The organism is Kribbella sp. NPDC050241 (assembly GCF_044459685.1).
In the GTDB taxonomy this organism is placed as follows: domain Bacteria; phylum Actinomycetota; class Actinomycetes; order Propionibacteriales; family Kribbellaceae; genus Kribbella.
This window is the reverse complement of sequence record NZ_JBITJE010000002.1, coordinates 832045-847970: the sequence shown is the minus strand read 5'-3', so window position 1 is coordinate 847970 and position 15926 is coordinate 832045. Positions and strand designations below refer to the sequence as shown.

At 68.6% G+C, this 15926-nt stretch carries 16 protein-coding genes; 9 read left to right on the top strand and 7 right to left on the bottom strand.

Translation table 11 applies throughout. The features are described 5' to 3' along the window. Positions 1 to 105 precede the first annotated feature (105 nt). Positions 106 to 1098: a LacI family DNA-binding transcriptional regulator gene (locus tag ACIBG5_RS11940; RefSeq protein WP_396391539.1), complete on the bottom strand. Its 993-nt coding sequence runs from the start codon at positions 1096 to 1098 to the stop codon at positions 106 to 108. A 67-nt stretch (positions 1099 to 1165) separates the two neighbouring features. Here ACIBG5_RS11940 and ACIBG5_RS11935 point away from each other — a divergent pair, with 67 nt between their 5' ends. Next, the gene (locus ACIBG5_RS11935) at positions 1166 to 2413 is read left to right on the top strand and encodes a DUF4032 domain-containing protein (protein ID WP_360452794.1); all 1248 of its coding nucleotides are present in this window, start codon (positions 1166 to 1168) and stop codon (positions 2411 to 2413) included. Here the strand turns inward: ACIBG5_RS11935 and ACIBG5_RS11930 are convergent, their stop codons facing one another. Further along, on the bottom strand, positions 2414 to 3181 hold the full coding sequence (locus ACIBG5_RS11930) for an SDR family NAD(P)-dependent oxidoreductase (RefSeq protein ID WP_396391538.1): 768 nt from the start codon (positions 3179 to 3181) through the stop codon (positions 2414 to 2416). It lies immediately after the preceding gene. Then, positions 3178 to 4329, bottom strand: a complete 1152-nt coding sequence (locus ACIBG5_RS11925) for an acyl-CoA dehydrogenase family protein (protein ID WP_396391537.1) — start codon at positions 4327 to 4329, stop codon at positions 3178 to 3180. The genes ACIBG5_RS11930 and ACIBG5_RS11925 overlap by 4 nt, the downstream gene beginning before the upstream one ends. Positions 4330 to 4414: 85 nt before the next feature. On the opposite strand from ACIBG5_RS11925, the gene ACIBG5_RS11920 reads away from it, so the two are divergent. The 4 genes from ACIBG5_RS11920 to ACIBG5_RS11905 all read left to right on the top strand — a co-directional run bounded on the left by ACIBG5_RS11920 (position 4415) and on the right by ACIBG5_RS11905 (position 8611). After that, positions 4415 to 4999: a TetR/AcrR family transcriptional regulator gene (locus tag ACIBG5_RS11920; RefSeq protein WP_360452677.1), complete on the top strand. Its 585-nt coding sequence runs from the start codon at positions 4415 to 4417 to the stop codon at positions 4997 to 4999. A 17-nt stretch (positions 5000 to 5016) separates the two neighbouring features. Further along, positions 5017 to 6672 carry an alkaline phosphatase D family protein gene (locus ACIBG5_RS11915; protein WP_396391536.1) on the top strand — a complete coding sequence of 552 codons (1656 nt, stop codon included), beginning with the start codon at positions 5017 to 5019 and terminating at the stop codon, positions 6670 to 6672. Between the two features lie 43 nt (positions 6673 to 6715). Then, complete coding sequence (locus ACIBG5_RS11910; RefSeq protein ID WP_396391535.1) at positions 6716 to 7597, top strand: S1 family peptidase; 882 nt, start codon at positions 6716 to 6718, stop codon at positions 7595 to 7597. A gap of 129 nt (positions 7598 to 7726) precedes the next feature. After that, the gene (locus tag ACIBG5_RS11905; RefSeq protein WP_396391534.1) at positions 7727 to 8611 is read left to right on the top strand and encodes a S1 family peptidase; all 885 of its coding nucleotides are present in this window, start codon (positions 7727 to 7729) and stop codon (positions 8609 to 8611) included. Positions 8612 to 8662: 51 nt separating this feature from the next. Here ACIBG5_RS11905 and ACIBG5_RS11900 read toward each other — a convergent pair whose 3' ends face one another. Genes ACIBG5_RS11900 through cysS form a run of 4 tightly spaced genes read right to left on the bottom strand, consistent with a single transcriptional unit; the run spans position 8663 to position 11774 of the window. Beyond that, positions 8663 to 9067: a type II toxin-antitoxin system VapC family toxin gene (locus tag ACIBG5_RS11900; protein ID WP_396391533.1), complete on the bottom strand. Its 405-nt coding sequence runs from the start codon at positions 9065 to 9067 to the stop codon at positions 8663 to 8665. Next, a complete protein-coding gene (locus tag ACIBG5_RS11895; RefSeq protein ID WP_396391532.1) occupies positions 9064 to 9345 on the bottom strand; it encodes a type II toxin-antitoxin system Phd/YefM family antitoxin in 282 nt (93 codons plus the stop codon). Before ACIBG5_RS11895 ends, ACIBG5_RS11900 begins: the two co-directional genes overlap by 4 nt. 31 nt (positions 9346 to 9376) lie before the next feature. Then, entirely contained in the window at positions 9377 to 10336 is a 960-nt protein-coding gene (rlmB, locus tag ACIBG5_RS11890) for a 23S rRNA (guanosine(2251)-2'-O)-methyltransferase RlmB (protein WP_396391531.1), read from the bottom strand. A gap of 1 nt (position 10337) precedes the next feature. Beyond that, complete coding sequence (gene cysS / locus ACIBG5_RS11885) at positions 10338 to 11774, bottom strand: cysteine--tRNA ligase (protein ID WP_396391530.1); 1437 nt, start codon at positions 11772 to 11774, stop codon at positions 10338 to 10340. A 73-nt stretch (positions 11775 to 11847) separates the two neighbouring features. Here cysS and ACIBG5_RS11880 point away from each other — a divergent pair, with 73 nt between their 5' ends. The 4 genes from ACIBG5_RS11880 (at position 11848) to ACIBG5_RS11865 (ending at position 15925) form a co-directional block, all read left to right on the top strand. Beyond that, positions 11848 to 13023, top strand: a complete 1176-nt coding sequence (locus ACIBG5_RS11880; RefSeq protein WP_396391529.1) for a neutral zinc metallopeptidase — start codon at positions 11848 to 11850, stop codon at positions 13021 to 13023. A 113-nt stretch (positions 13024 to 13136) separates the two neighbouring features. After that, complete coding sequence (locus tag ACIBG5_RS11875; RefSeq protein WP_396391528.1) at positions 13137 to 13973, top strand: lysozyme; 837 nt, start codon at positions 13137 to 13139, stop codon at positions 13971 to 13973. Between the two features lie 41 nt (positions 13974 to 14014). Continuing rightward, positions 14015 to 14572: a GNAT family N-acetyltransferase gene (locus tag ACIBG5_RS11870; protein WP_396391527.1), complete on the top strand. Its 558-nt coding sequence runs from the start codon at positions 14015 to 14017 to the stop codon at positions 14570 to 14572. Positions 14573 to 14635: 63 nt separating this feature from the next. Then, positions 14636 to 15925 (top strand): peptidase C39 family protein, encoded by a 1290-nt coding sequence (locus ACIBG5_RS11865; protein WP_396391526.1) that lies wholly within the window; start codon positions 14636 to 14638, stop codon positions 15923 to 15925. Position 15926 lies beyond the last annotated feature (1 nt).

The window sequence follows — 15926 nt, the reverse complement described above, 5'->3', positions numbered from 1 at the left end:
GAAGATTGCAAGAACATGACTTCAGATGGGAAGGTGGCTCGCGCAGGGCAGACGGCAGCAGCCGCCGACCGGTGACCGGTCAGCGGCTGCAGAGAGGGTGGTGGGTCAGATCCTGGCGCGTGCGGTGGAGGCCCGGACGACCAGTTCCGGCTCGAACAGCAATTCGTCGGCAGGTACGGCGGCCCGTTCGATCAAGGCGACCAGCATGTCGACGGCGGCCCGGCCCATCGCGTCGATCGGCTGCCGGACCGTGGTCAGCGGCGGGTCGGTGCAGTTCATCATCGCGGAGTCGTCGTACCCGATCACGGAGACCTCGTCGGGCACGGACAGGCCGGCCCGGCGGACCGCGCGGATCGCGCCGAGCGCGAGGATGTCGCTGGCGCAGACGATGCCCGTGACCCCGTTGTTGACCAGCCGGGTCGCGGCCGCGTGCCCACCCTCGAGCGAGAACATGGTGTGCTCGACCAACTCCGGATCCGCCTCGTCCGCGGCCATGAACGCGTCCAGCTTGCGCCGCGACGGGATGTGGTCGCGCGGCCCGAGCACCATGCCGATCCGGCGGTGGCCGAGTGCGCGGAGGTGACCGATCGCCATCTCGGCGGCGACGAAGTCGTCCGAGGACACCTGCGGGAAGCCGAGGTGATCGACCGCCGCGTTGACCAGGACGGTCGGCAGCTTGCGCTCCTGGATCAGCTCGTAGTGCGCGTGTGGTGCGTCGGCCTGGGCATAGAAGCCGCCGGCGAACACCACCCCGGACACCTGCTGCTGCAAAAGCAGGTCGACGTAGTCGGCCTCGGACACGCCGCCGACCGTGCGGGTGCAGAGCAAGGACGTGAAACCTTGCTGCGCCAGCGCGCCACCGACGACCTCGGCGAACGCCGGGAAGATCGGGTTCTGCAACTCCGGCAGCACCAGCCCGACGAGCCGGGCCCGGTCGCCGCGCAGCTGCGTGGGACGCTCGTAGCCCAGGACATCGAGGGCGGTGAGCACCGCTTCCCGGGTCGCCTCGGACACACCCGGCTTCCCGTTCAGGACCCGGCTCACGGTGGCTTCACTGACGCCGACCTTCTTGGCCACCTCTGCAAGTCGTCGTGTCATAACGCAAACTCTACGCCTGATCGCGCAAGTTCTTGCAATAGCTTGCGTACCTCCCTGAACTCTCAGGATTCCTGACAGACTTGGAGCCGTGCCCCGATTCGTCGCCACCCGCCCGGACACCGGTCTGCTGTCGCTTCCGTGGGACGTGCCCCTGGAGGACTGGCCCGAGGACCAGCTGGTCGCGCTGCCGCGCGGTATCTCGCGGCACGTGGTCCGGTTCGTCCGGGTCAACGGCAGCGTGTACGCGATCAAGGAAGTGATGGAGCACCTCGCGCTGCACGAGTACCGGCTGCTGCGCGACCTGGAACGGCTGGAGTCGCCCTCGGTCGAGCCCGTCGGCGTGATCACCGACCGGCTGGACCGCAACGGTGAGCCGATCGACTCGATCCTGATAACCCGGCACCTGCAGTTCTCGCTGCCCTACCGCGCTCTGTTCTCCAGCACGCTGCGTCCGGATACGGTGAACCGGCTGATCGACGCCCTGGTCGCGCTGATCGTCCGGCTGCACCTGCTCGGGTTCTTCTGGGGCGACTGCTCGCTGTCCAACACGTTGTTCCGCCGGGACGCCGGCGCTTTCGCGGCGTACCTGGTGGACGCCGAGACCGGCGAGCTGCACCAAGACATCTCTGACGGCCAGCGGGCGCACGATCTCTACACCGCGGAGATCAACCTCTTCGGCGAACTGCTCGACCTGCAGGAGGGCGGGCTGCTCGACCCGGACATCGACCCGCAGGAGACCGTCGAGTCGATCCAGAAGCGGTACGAGGCGCTGTGGGCCGAGCTGACCGCGCCGGAGGAGTTCACCACCGACGAGATGCACCGGCTGGACTCGCGGATCCGGCGGCTGAACGAGCTCGGCTTCGACGTCGCCGAGATCGACATCATCACCGACTGGGACGGCAGCCAGGTCCGGATCCAGCCGAAGGTCGTCGACGCAGGGCACCACTCGCGCCGGCTGCTGCGGCTCACCGGCCTGGACGTCGAGGAGAACCAGGCCCGCCGGCTGCTGAACGATCTGGACGCGTTCTCCGCCGCGACCGACCAGCAGAACGAGGACGAGGAGATCGTCGCGCACCAGTGGCTGACCACGGTGTTCGAGCCGGTGGTCCGCTCGGTCCCGCGCGACCTGAAACGCAAGCTCGAGCCGGCCGAGGTGTTCCACGAGGTGCTCGAACACCGCTGGTTCCTGTCCGAGCAGGCCGGCCACGAGATCGACACGATGGAAGCCGCGCGCTCCTACGTGGAGGATGTGCTGGCGGCCAAGCCGGACGAGAAGCTTGCGCTGCCCACCCCGACCTTGTCCGAACCGGAGTGATCAGCGCGGTGGCATCCGCAGGGCGCCGTCCAGCCGGATGACCTCACCGTTGAGCATCTGGTTGTCGATGATGTGACCGACCAGAGCGGCGTACTCGGCCGGGCGGCCGAGCCGGGACGGGTGCGGGACCTGCTGCTCGAGGACCGTGCGGGTCTCCTCCGGGAGGCCCGCCAGCATCGGTGTCTCCATGGTGCCCGGGGCAATGGTGACGACCCGGATCCCCTTGTCCGCAAGGTCTCTGGCCGCGGTCAGGGTGAGGCCGACGATGCCGCCCTTGCTCGCCGCGTACGCCGCCTGCCCGACCTGACCGTCGTACGCCGCGATGGACGCGGTCATTACCACGACACCCCGGTCACCATCGTCGCCGGGCGGTTGCGCGATCATCCGCTCGGCGGCCAGCCGGAGCACGTTGAAGGTGCCGATCAGGTTCACCTCGACCACCTGCCGGAACGTTGCCAGCGGCAACGGGCCCTTCCGGCCGACGACCCGGCCGGGCGTCGCGATGCCCGCGCAGGTGACGACCACCCGCAGCGTGCCGAGCCCGGCGGCCGCGTCCAGCGCTGCCGTCACAGCCGCCTCGTCGGTGACGTCGGCCGGCGCGAACACCACCCGGTCGCCCAGCTCGTCGGCGATCGCCTTGCCCGCGGAGGACGCCAGGTCCACGATCACGACCCCGGCTCCGTCGGCGGCCAGCCGCCGTACCGTCGCCTCACCGAGACCGGAACCGCCACCGGTGACCAGAGCGACGTCGGACGGGCCAAGCTTCATCGAACACTCCTCAGGAGATCTCGGCTGATCACCAGCCGCTGGATCTGATTGGTTCCTTCGAAGATCTGGGTGACCTTGGCCTCGCGCATGTACCGCTCGGCCGGGAACTCGCGGGTGTAACCGTACCCACCGAGCACCTGGACCGCGTCGGTGGTGACCTTCATCGCGGCGTCGGTGCAGATCAGCTTCGCGATCGCGGCCTGCTGGGTGAACGAGCGGCCGAGGTCGCGGCGGCGCGCGGCCTGCAGGTACGTCGCCCGCGCGGACTCGACCGCGGCGGCCATGTCGGCGAGCAGGAACTGAACGCCCTGGAAGTCCGCGATCGCCTGACCGAACTGATGCCGCTCCAGCGCGTACGCCGCGGCGACGTCGAGCGCGGCCTGGGCCAGACCGACCGCACACGCCGCGATGCCGAGCCGGCCGGAGTCGAGCGCGGACAGGGCGATCCGCATCCCCTCACCCTCGGCTCCGATCAGGTTGGCAGCCGGGATCCGGACCTGGTCGTAGTTGACCAGCGTGGTGGTCGACCCGGTCAGGCCCATCTTGCGCTCGGGCGCGCCGAAACTGAGGCCCTCGGCGGACGCCGGCACGTGGAAGGCGGAGATGCCGCGCTTCGGGTCTTGCGACGTACGGGCGAAGGTGGTGTAGAAGTCGGCGTGCGAGCCGTGGCTGATCCACGCCTTGGTGCCGGTCAGGACGTAGGAGTCGCCGTCGCGGACCGCGCGCGTGGTCATCCCGCTGATGTCGGAGCCGGCCTGCAGCTCGGACAGCGCGTACGCCCCGAGCAGCTCGCCGCCGATCATGTCCGGCAGCAACCGGGCCCGCTGCTCCTCGGTCCCGAAGGTGGCCAGCCCGTAGCTGGTCATTGTGTGCACGGAGACCCCGACGCCGACCGACATCCAGGCAGCGGCGATCTCCTCGAGCATCTGCAGGTACACCTCGTACGGCTGCTCGGCGCCGCCGTACTGCTCCGGGTAGGGCAGGCCGAGCAGGCCGGCCTTGCCGAGTGTGCGGAACGCATCCCGCGGGAAGGTCTCGCTCTCCTCGGCCTGAGCGGCGTGCGGCGCGAGTTCGTGCGCGCACAGGTCACGGACCAGCGCGAGCAGATCGGTGGATTCCTCGGTCGGCAGGAGACGATCGACAGCCATCAGGTACCCCTCTCAACGGCTGACGAAATGATACTCGTAACGATACTGAAGCACATAGTTCCGTATCGTTCTATGCTGTCTCGATATGACAACAGTCGTTCCGGGGCGCCGTACCCGCAGGCAGTCCGAACTGCTCGACCGGCTCCTGACCCTGTTCCTCGAGCAGGGCTTCAGCCGGTTCACCCTGGACGACCTGGCCGCCGAGCTGCGCTGCAGCAAGACAACCCTGTACGCGCTCGCGCCGAGCAAGGAGCAGCTCGCCGTCGAGGTGGTGAAGCACTACTTCAAGAATGCCACCGCCCAGGTCGAATCCGCGGTCGCCCGGCAGACCCGGCACGACCGGCGGATCGCCGCGTACCTGAACGCGGTCGCGGACGCGCTCCGGCCGGCCAGCCGGACCTTCCTGGACGACGTCGCGACGTTCGCGCCGGCCCGGTCGGTGTACGAGCGGAACACCCGGATCGCGGCCGACCGGGTCCGGTCGCTGATCGAGGACGGGATCAACAACAAGTCGTTCCGGCAGGTCGACATCGCGTTCGCGGCCGAGATGGTCGCGCACACCATGCAGGCCATCCAGCGCGGCGACATCGCCCGCCGGACCGGTCTCAACGACGCCGAGGCCTACCGCGAGCTCGCGTCGTTCGTTCTGCACTCGCTGCGCCTGGACTGACCTTGTAGCTTTTCCGGATGGAACTCAGGCTGGGCCCGCTGCTGCGGTACGTCGACGAGACCCGCGCCACCGTCTGGGTGGAGACCAGCGGTCCGGCCGAGGTCGAGGTGCTCGGCCACAAGGCCCGGACCTGGTCGGTCCACGGCCACCACTACGCGCTGGTCCGGATCGAGGGCCTCGCGCCGGACTCCACGACGCCGTACGACGTGAAGCTCGACGGCAGGACGGTGTGGCCGCTTCCGTACAGCCCGTACGGCCCGAGCGTGATCCGGACGCCACTTGCGGACGGGACCTTCCGGCTGACGTTCGGGTCGTGCCGCCGGTCCGCGCCGTTCGACGAGACGGGGTTCAAGGAGTTCGGCCCGGACGCGTTGGTCGCACTGGCCGAGTCGGTCGCAGCCGGTGACGGTGATCAACCGGACGCGGTCCTGCTCCTCGGTGACCAGGTGTACGCCGACGACCCGTCCGACGCCGTACTGCGCCGACTGCACGAGGCCCATGGTGGGCGGCCAGGGTCCGAGGTCGCCGACGAGATCGGGAACTTCGAGGAGTACACCTGGCTGTACGACGACTCCTGGACCACGCCGGCCGTGCGGTGGCTGTTCTCCACGATTCCCCTGTGCATGCTGCTCGACGACCACGACCTGCGCGACGACTGGAACACTTCGCTGACCTGGCGTCGCTGGGTGACCGCGCAGCCGTGGTGGCACGACCGGGTCGTCGGCGCCTACGCGTCGTACTGGGTCTATCAGCACCTCGGCAATCTCTCGCCCGAGCAGCTCGACCAGGACGCGACGTACCGCGCGATGCTCACGATCGAGGACGACGACGAACGTACGGCGTACCTGGACAGCTTCGCGTGGACCGCGGACGAGGACCCGGCGTCGTGCCGATGGAGCTTCTACCGCGACTTCGGCGACGTCCGGCTGCTCGCGATCGACTCACGGTGCTCCCGGCACCTGGATCCGGACGAGCGAGCGATGGTCGACGCCCATGAGTGGGAGTGGGTACGACGCCACACGGTCGGGGCGACACGTCCGATCCGGCATCTGCTGCTGGCCTCCACGCTGCCGTTCCTGCTCGCGCCGGGACTGCATCACCTGGAGGGATGGGACGAGGCGATCTCGTCCGGCGCCTGGGGACAACGCGGTGCCCGGGTCGGCGAGAGGATTCGGCAGGGCATGGATCTGGAGCACTGGGCGTCGTTCCGGAAGTCGCTCGACGACGTGACCACGCTGCTGACCGAGGTGGTCGGTGGCGAGGATCCGCCGGCGTCGATCCTGATGCTGTCCGGCGACGTGCACTGCAGCTACCTGGCCGAGGCCCGGCTGACGACCGTCGAGCATCCGGGTACGGCGATCCGCCAGCTCACCATGTCGCCGTTCCGGAACCCGGTGCCGCAGCACATCAGATGGGCGAACCACATCCTCGGCACCCGGTGGATGACCGCGCTGCTGCACCGGCTCGCGCGGTCGGCCGGCGTACGGGATGTGGCGGCGAACTGGCGGCTGTCGCACGGGCCGTGGTTCGAGAACGGGGCGATGACGGTGACGCTGTCCGGCGCGGAGTGGGCGGTCGACGTCGACCACGCGGTGTTGCGTGGTGATCTGCAGGTGTTGCGGCGCACGGTGACCTGCAGCGGCCTAGACTCATCCAAGCGTTTGACGTTTTGAAGCTGCGATCGAACTCATCAGAACCGCACGCCACGGAAGGCTGATGACCATGCGACCCTCCACTGTCCGGCGCGCAGCCGCTGCGCTCGCCGTAACCGCTCTGACCCTGACTGCACTCCCTGCCAAGGCCGATCCGGTCAAGCCACCGCGACTGTCCGCCGCGGCGATCACCTCTGCCCTGAACGAGGACGTCGCGATCCCGGGCACCACCTGGATGACCCGGCCGGACGGCACCGTCGAGGTGTCCTACGACTCGACCGTCACCGGTTCCAAGCTGACCTCGCTGACGGGCGTGACCAAGAAGCTCGGGGAGGGCGTCGTACTGACGAAGCTGCCCGGCAAGCTGACCACGCGGATCAGCGGCGGGAGTGCGATCTACGGCGGGAACGTGAAGTGCTCGGCCGGTTTCAACGTCTCCCGGCGGGGCGTCTACTACCTGCTCACCGCCGGTCACTGCGGCGCCGAGGCCGCGACCTGGTACAACAACTCGGCCAAGACCTCCCGGCTCGGCCAGCGGCACCACTTCAGCTTCCCGGGCAACGATTACTCGCTGATCGTCTACCGGACCGACATCTCGCGGCCCGGCGGCAGCGTGAACCTGTACAACGGCCGGTCGCAGGACATCAGCCGGGCGGTCAACCCGAACCTCGGCAAGTACGTCTACCGCGCCGGCGGCACCACCGGTCTGCAGCACGGCACGGTCACCGGGCTCAACGTCACGGTGAACTACCCCGAGGGCCGGGTGACCGGCATGATCCGGTCCAGCGTCTGCTCGGAGCCGGGCGACTCGGGCGGTCCACTGTTCTACCGGCAGTACGCCTACGGACTGCTGTCCGGCGGCAGCGGCGACTGCAGTTCGGGCGGCGTCAGCTACTTCCAGCCGGTCGTCGAGGCCCTCACCCGGTACGGCGTGGCCGTGTACTGAACGGAGGATTACCCTCACGCTCCGGGTTCGGGCGAATACCCACGGACAGATCTGGGTACTACTGCTCACGGTTTTACGTCAAGGACGCACCCGCCCCGAGCGCGTCCTCATCGTGAGGAGGCTGAAACCGTGAATTTCTCTCCGATTCGCCGTACCACCGCGATCCTGGCCGCCGCCGGGCTCGCCGCCGCCGGGCTGCTGGCCACCCAGGCCAACGCCGCCCCGATCAACCCGTCGGCACTGTCGGCGACCGCCATCACCGCCACGCTGAGCAAGGACGCGTCCATCCCGGGCACGGCCTGGCAGACCAACCCGGACGGCCGGATCATCGTCTCGTACGACGACACGGTCACCGGCGCCAAGCTGTCCTCGCTCACCGGGGTCACCAAGCAGTTCGGCGACCGGGTCACGCTGGAGAAGATCTCCGGCAAGCTGACCAAGTACATCGCCGGCGGTGACGCGATCTACGGCGGGCAGTACCGCTGTTCGCTCGGCTTCAACGTCCGCAGTGGCAGCACGTACTACTTCCTGACCGCCGGTCACTGCGGCAACATCGCATCCAGTTGGTACTCGAACTCGAGCCACACCACGCTGCTCGGAACCACCTTCGGGTCGAGCTTCCCCGGTAACGACTACGCGATCGTCAAGTACAGCACGTCGTACACGAACCACCCGGGAACGGTGGATCTGTACAACGGCACGAGCCAGGACATCACGACCGCGGGCAACGCGTCCGTCGGCCAGGCCGTCAAGCGCAGCGGTAGCACCACCGGTGTGCACAGCGGCTCGGTCACCGGCACGAACGCCACGGTGAACTACGCCGAAGGCACCGTCAGCGGCCTCATCCGCACCAACGTGTGCGCTGAGGGCGGCGACTCCGGCGGCGCGCTGTTCGCCGGTTCCAAGGCCCTCGGCCTCACCTCCGGCGGCTCCGGCAACTGCAGCAGCGGCGGGACGACGTACTTCCAGCCCGTCACCGAAGCGCTCTCCCGCTACGGCGTGAGCGTCTACTGACCCCTGCAACAACAACAGCGCCCCGGACCACTCGGTCCGGGGCGCTGCCGTTCACGCGGGTGCGAGCACGGGAAAACCGTGCTCCTCAGCCGCACTGCTCAGTTCCTTGTCATAGGTCACGAACTCCGAGAGCTCCGTGCGAAACGGCTCCGCGCTGGCCAGGTGGATCGCATCGAGCGAGCCGAGCCGGGTGGTCCGGTAGGCCATCGCGCGCCCGAGCACCGTCGAGGTGAGATCGACCAGGTAGACACCACGCACTGCCTGGCCGGCGAAGTACGGGACTTGCTGATGGTTCACTCCGGCGCACAGGAGGGTCCGGGTGATCTCGAGGCTTGCCAGTTCGCTGGTCACGAGCTCGGTCTCCGCCGGCAGCGCCTCACGCCATGCGCGCAGCGCTGCCGATTCAGCCTCCGGCTTGATGAACTTCAGCAGTGCGCAGGCATCCAGGTAGATCACCTGCGCCGCTCCTTGTCGCGATCGGCGATCAGTAGGTCGGAGAGGCTGTCGAGTTCGGGGGCCAGCTCCAGCATCAGATCCGGCATGCCGAGCTCGGTCGGCGGCGTCACCTCACCTGAGTCGATCATGTGCTGCAGAGTGCCCGGCCGTTCCTTCTCCGGCACCAGGCGCAGCACCGGGCGTCCGCGGTCGGTCACCACGATCGTCTCTCCCGCGCGCACCCGAGCCACCGCCTTCGACGGATTCTGGTTCAGCTCGCGCAACCCGATGGTCTCCATGACTTCAATGTACCTACCTCATGTAGTTACATCAAGCGCGGCGGCGGGAGATTTCGTAGAGGGCGACGCCGGTGGCGATGCCGGCGTTGAGGGACTCGGTGGCCGACGTCATCGGGATCGAGACGATCAGGTCGCAGTTCTCGCGGACCAGCCGGGCCAGGCCCTTGCCTTCGGAGCCGACGACCAGGACCAGCGGCTCGGTCGCGACGTCCAGGTCGGGGAGCTCGACGGCGCCACCCATGTCGAGGCCGACGACCATCAGGCCGGCGTCCTTGTACGACTTCAGCGCGCGGTTGAGGTTGGTCGCCCGCGCGACCGGGATCCGCGCCGCGGCACCGGCCGAGGTCTTCCACGCCGACGCCGACACGGACGCCGCCCGACGCTCCGGGACCAGTACGCCGTGGGCACCGAAGGCCGCCGCGGATCGGGTGATCGCGCCCAGGTTGCGGGGATCGGTCACCCCGTCCAGCGCGACCACGAGCGGCACCTCGCCGGCGGCGTACGCCCGGTCGAGCAGGTCGTCGGGATGCGCGTACTCGTACGGCGGGATCTGCAGCGCGACACCCTGGTGGGCGCCGCCGGCGGTGACCCGGTCGAGCTCGGCCCGCGGCACCTCGAGCACCGACACGCCGTGCTCGACCGCGAGCAGCAGTGCCTCGCGCAGCCGAGCGTCCCGTTCGGTGCCTTCGGCAACATGTAGCGCCGCGGCCGGTACGCCGGCCCGCAGCGCCTCGACCACCGGGTTGCGCCCGTAGACCCACTCGACGGTGGAGTCGCTGTCCTTGCGGGCCGGGCGGCGGTTGCGCTCGCGCTCGTTGGCACGCTCCTTCGCCTTGGCCCGCTTGTGCGCCGGGTGCTTGGTCCGGTCCACCGCCTTCGGCGTCGGGCCCTTGCCCTCCAGACCGCGGCGGACCCGGCCACCGGATCCGGCGGTCGGGTTGCCTCGCGGCTTCTTGCGGATGGCACCCTTGCGCTGGCTACTTCCGGGCACGTCAGCTTCCTTCGTCGGTTGTAGTCGGTGCCGCCAGCGACCAGCGTGGTCCCTGCGGCGTGTCCTCGACGACGACGCCGAGCGCCTTCAGTCGGTCGCGGATCGCGTCCGACGCGGCGTAGTCCTTGCGTTCGCGGGCGGCCTGCCGCTGCTCGAGCAGCGCCTTGACCAGCCCGTCCACCACCTCGGTCAGCTCGCTGCCGACGTCGGACCGCGACGCCCACGGGTCGGCCAGCGGGTCCAGCCCGAGGACGTCGAGCATCCCGCGCACGGCCGCGAGGCTCTCCCGCAACGCAGGCGAATCGCCGTCCGCGAGCAGCTTGTTCCCGTCCCGGACGGTGTTGTGCAGAACGGCGAACGCCGCCGGCGTCCCCAGGTCGTCGTCCATCGCGGCGCCGAAGTCGGGCGGCAACTCGGCGGCCGGCTCGACCCCGCCGGTCACCTCGGTAGCCCGGGTGACGAAGCCCTCGACCCGCTGGAAACCCTTCGCGGCCTCGTCCAGCGCCTCGAACGAGAACTCCACCACCGAGCGGTAGTGCGACTGCACCAGGTAGTACCGCAGTTCGATCGGCCGCACCCGCTGGACCACGTTGCGCACGATCGCGCCGTTGCCCATCGACTTCGACATCTTCTCGCCGGCGGTGGTGACGAGCGCGTTGTGCATCCAGAACCGCGCGAACTTCCGCCCGACCGCGGTCGACTGGGCCAGCTCGTTCTCGTGGTGCGGGAACCGCAGGTCCAGCCCGCCGCCGTGGATGTCGAACTCGTCGCCGAGGTACTTGCCCGCCATCGCCGAGCACTCGAGATGCCAGCCCGGGCGGCCGCGGCCGTACGGCGCCGGCCAGGAGGCCGTCCGCGGGGTGTCCTCGGTGTACCCCTTCCAGAGCGCGAAGTCGCGGGGGTCGCGCTTGCCGCGCGGGTCCGCGTCCTCGGCGGCCTCCATGTCGTCGATCTTCTGGTGCGACAGCTCGCCGTACGACGGCCAGGACCTGATGTCGAAGTAGACGTCGCCGGATCCGTCCGGGGCGACGTACGCGTGGCCGCGCTCGATCAGCTCGTCGATCAGCTCGAGCATCTCGGGGATGTGACCGGTGGCGCGCGGCTCGTACGTCGGCGGGCGGCAGCCGAGCACGTCGTACGACCAGTGCAGTTCGCGCTCGAACTCGTACGCGTGCGCCCACCACGGCACACCGCGCTCGGCCGACTTGGCCAGGATCTTGTCCTCGATGTCGGTCACGTTCGCGATGACGGTGACCTCGTACCCGGACCGCTCCAGCCAGCGCCGCAGAACGTCGAAGACGACTTCCTTGTAGATGTGCCCGACGTGCGGCGCACCCTGCACCGTCAGCCCACAGTGGTAGATCCCGACCTGGCCCGGATGGACCGGCTCGAAATCCCGCACTGCTGCCGTCATGGTGTCGTACAAGCGAAGTGTCACCGGTCAAGGGTAACGGGAAGTGGCACTCCCTCTTGACAAAATACCGGCAGGAGCACTTGTCAGGAGGAATCCGTTGCCGAACCAGCCGCCGTACGGCCCGCCGCCGCAACAGCCGGGGCCGTACCAGGGCCCGCCACCCCCGCAGTACGGACCGCCACCGGGTCCGCCAGCGCAGTACTGGGGACCACCGCAGGGTCCACCGCACGGCCGTCCGCCGATGGGCCCGCCGCCGGGGCCGGGATTCGGCTGGGGGTCGAACGGTTTCCCACCGCCGCCCAGGAAGAAGAGCAAGGCGGGCTGGATCGTGCTGCCGATCGCCATCGTGGCGCTCGCCGTCGTCGGGTTCTCGGTGCTCAGCAGCCTGCTGAAGCAGAACAGTGACGACTACACCCAGCCGGAGCCGACGTCGTCGACGTACGAGCCGACTTCAGCGCCGACGTACATCCCGACCACCACCAAGGTCCCGACGACGAAGCCGACCCAGGCCAAGCCGACCCAGACCAGGACAACGCCACCGCCGCCGTCGGACTCCGACATCGTCACGAAGAACCGGTTCTACCGGACCGGTGTGCAGAACACGGTGAGCTGCAAGGAGTCCAAGTCCCGGGCCAACAGCATGGCGAACGCACGCAAGTACTACACGAATGTGCTCAACTGCCTGATCCGCGCGTGGCCGAGGCAGGTGAACACGGGCGGGGCTCACTTCGTCGCTCCGCATCTGATCGCCTTCACCGGCAGCGTGTCCACCCCCTGCAGCGGGAACGCGCCGAGTTCGTTCTACTGCAGGTCGAACCGGACCATCTACATGGACGCGGGCAGTGACGTGACCTGGTACCGCGGGCACAGCAACGACTCGGTGGCCACCACCTGGCTGCGGGCCGATATGACGGACACGGTGGCACACGAGTTCGGCCACCACATCCAGGCCATGACCGGCATCCTGGAGGCCGAGAGCAACCTCGAGTACGAGCTCAGCGGCGACAAGTCGCTGGAGATGAGCCGGCGCACGGAGATCCAGGCGACCTGCTTCGGCAACGTCTTCATGGGCGCGAACAAGAGCAGCTACCGGCTCACCGGCTCGCTCAAGAGGGAACTGGACTTCCTGCACTCGCACCAGGGCGACGAGTACGGGACGGTCCGGGACCATGGCAGCCGGACGGTCATCCCGCGCTGGGCCAAGGCCGGTTTCACCACCCGGAGCCCGGGGTCCTGCAATACCTATGTCGCTGCCGCGAAGTACGTGAAGTAGCCAGTCGGTAAATAATCACGTCGGCTACACACTGGAGGTTTGATTCTTTCCGAGGCCGGGTAGAACCTCCGCGAGCGCTCTGTCCGCCCCTCATCGCTCTGTGGAGGTTCACCGTGAAGTCCGTCCTCACGGGTGCCGCCGTCACTCTTGGCCTGCTCCTGGCCTCGATCGGCTCCGCCCAAGCCAGTACGTCGAACACCGACGCGTCGACCGCGTCCCACCAGCCCACCCCGCAGGCCCGCCAGCACGGCATCGACAAGGCCGGCGACGCCTACATGGGCTGGCTGCAGAACACCACGACCAGCGCCGCTCCGGCGGTGATGGCCCCGGCCGCCTCGGTCGAAGGCATCGACGTCTCCAGCCACCAGGGCAACGTCAACTGGGCCTCGCAGTGGTCGGCCGGCAAACGGTTCGCCTACGTGAAGGCGACCGAAGGCAACTACTACACGAACCCGTACTTCGCCCAGCAGTACAACGGGTCCTACAACGTCGGGATGATCCGCGGCGCCTACCACTTCGCCACCCCGAACGACTCCAGCGGCGCCAACCAGGCCACCTACTTCCTGGCCCACGGCGGCGGCTGGTCCCGGGACGGCAAGACCCTGCCCGGCGCGCTCGACATCGAGTACAACCCGTACGGCGCGACCTGCTACGGACTGAGCGCGGCCGCGATGGTCAGCTGGATCCGCGACTTCCTGAACACCTACAAGGCCCGCACCGGCCGCGACCCGGTCATCTACACCAACCTCGACTGGTGGAGCCGCTGCACCGGGAACAGCACCGCCTTCAACGCGACCAATCCGCTCTGGGTGGCCCGCTACGCCTCGGCGCCCGGGACCCTGCCGGGCGGCTGGCCTTTCCACACCATCTGGCAGTACAGCTCGAGCCCGATCGACCAGGACCGTTTCAACGGCGACCAGTCCCGGCTGGTGGCCCTCGCCAACGGCTGACCCGGGGAAATCGGGTTGCGGCGGTCTCATAGTCTCGATCGGTGACCTACTCGCTGCCGATCGAGACTGACCGCCTGACCCTTCGCCGCTACCGCGACACCGACTACGACGACCTGCTGAAGCTGCAGTCCAACCCCGACGTCACCCGGTTTCTGCTGTACGACCCGAAGACGCCGGAGCAGGTCAAGGAGTCCCTCGCCGGCCGGCTGGCCGACGTACCGATGGACACCGACGGTCAAGCGCTCACCGTCGCTGTGATCCTGCGGGAGACCGGCCGGCATGTCGGCGAGGTGTCGTTGTTCGTGCGGAACGCGGAGCACCGCGGCGGCGAGATCGGTTTCGTCTTCCATCCCGAGTTCCACGGTCGCGGGTTCGCGGCCGAGGCGTCGGTCGAGCTGCTGCGCATCGGCTTCGAGGAACTCGGCATGCATCGGATCATCGGCCGGCTGGACGCCACCAACACCGGCTCGGCGAACCTGCTCAAGCGGCTCGGCATGCGCCACGAGGCGACGTTCGTGAAGAACGAGTTCCTCAAGGGCCGATGGACCGACGAGGCCGTGTTCGCGATGCTCGCCGAGGAGTGGGACAAACGCTCGTAATTATCTGACTGGGCGACACGCGATCGTGGCACGCGTTCACCGGCTCGGGTCTACCGTCGAAGCATGACCGCCGCCCGTTCCCTCACCGCCCTGATCGCCGGTGTGGTCGTGCTGACCGCCGGCTCGCTACCGAGCGAGGCCGCCAAGGTCGCCCCGCCGCGTCAGATCGCCTACCACACGTGGACGTCGACCACCGACTTCCTCGCCGGTGCCCAGAACGGCACCACCGTCACCGACGGCGCCCTGACCTTCGGCACCTCGACCGGCTCCACGTCGTACGTCGATCCCTTCGGTGACGGCACCGCGAAGAGCTACGACCAGACCAGTTGGGTCTCGCCGCAGGTGAGCACCGGCTTCGGGCTGACCGAGCTGGTCGCGTCCTGGAACGCGACCACGCCGCCCGGTACCTGGATCGAGGTCTCGATGGCGGGCCAGACGAACGCCGGCACCACGACCAAGTGGTACGTGCTCGGCCGCTGGTCCGGCGGGGACGACACCGCGGCCGGTGACATCCACCGGACCTCGGTACCGAGTCAGGGTGACGCGGACGGATCCGTTGCCGTCGACACCTTCACCGCGGCCTCCGGCCGCTGGCTGGATCGTTGGCAGCTGAAGGTGACCCTGTACCGGCTGACCGGTACGACGCAGAGCCCGGTGGTCCGGTCGGTCGGGGCGATGGCGTCCCGGCTGCCCGACGAGAAGAAGGTTGCCGCGAGCCCCCTTGGCGGTGCGGAGGGCATCGTTCTCGACGTACCGACGTACTCGCAGGAGACGCACCTCGGGCACTATCCGCAGTGGGACGGCGGCGGCGAGGCGTGGTGCTCGGCGACGTCGACGGCGATGGTGCTCGACTACTACGGTGCCGGGCCGACCGCCGGCGAGACGTCCTGGGTCGACCCCGCCGACGCGGATCCGCAGGTGGACCACTCGGCCCGGTCTGTCTTCGACTACGCCTACGACGGTGCGGGGAACTGGCCGTTCAACACGGCGTACGCCGGATCCCGCGGAGTGGACGGGTTCATCACCCGGCTGCGGTCGCTGACCGAGGCGGAGCAGTTCATCAAGGCCGGCATCCCGCTGGTCGCGTCGCTGTCGTTCAAGAAGGGCGACCTGCCCGGCGCGGGTTACGGGACCAACGGGCACCTGATGGTGATCGTCGGGTTCGATCAGGACGGCAACGTGGTCGTCAACGATCCCGCCTCGCACCTGATCCCGAGCAACAGCGAGGTGCGGACGACGTACGACCGGACTGCCTTCGAGAACGCGTGGGTGCCGCACTCGGGCGGGCTCGTGTACGTCATCCACCCGAGCAGCCTGCAGCTCCCACCACAGGGGCCACAGGCCAACTGGTAGA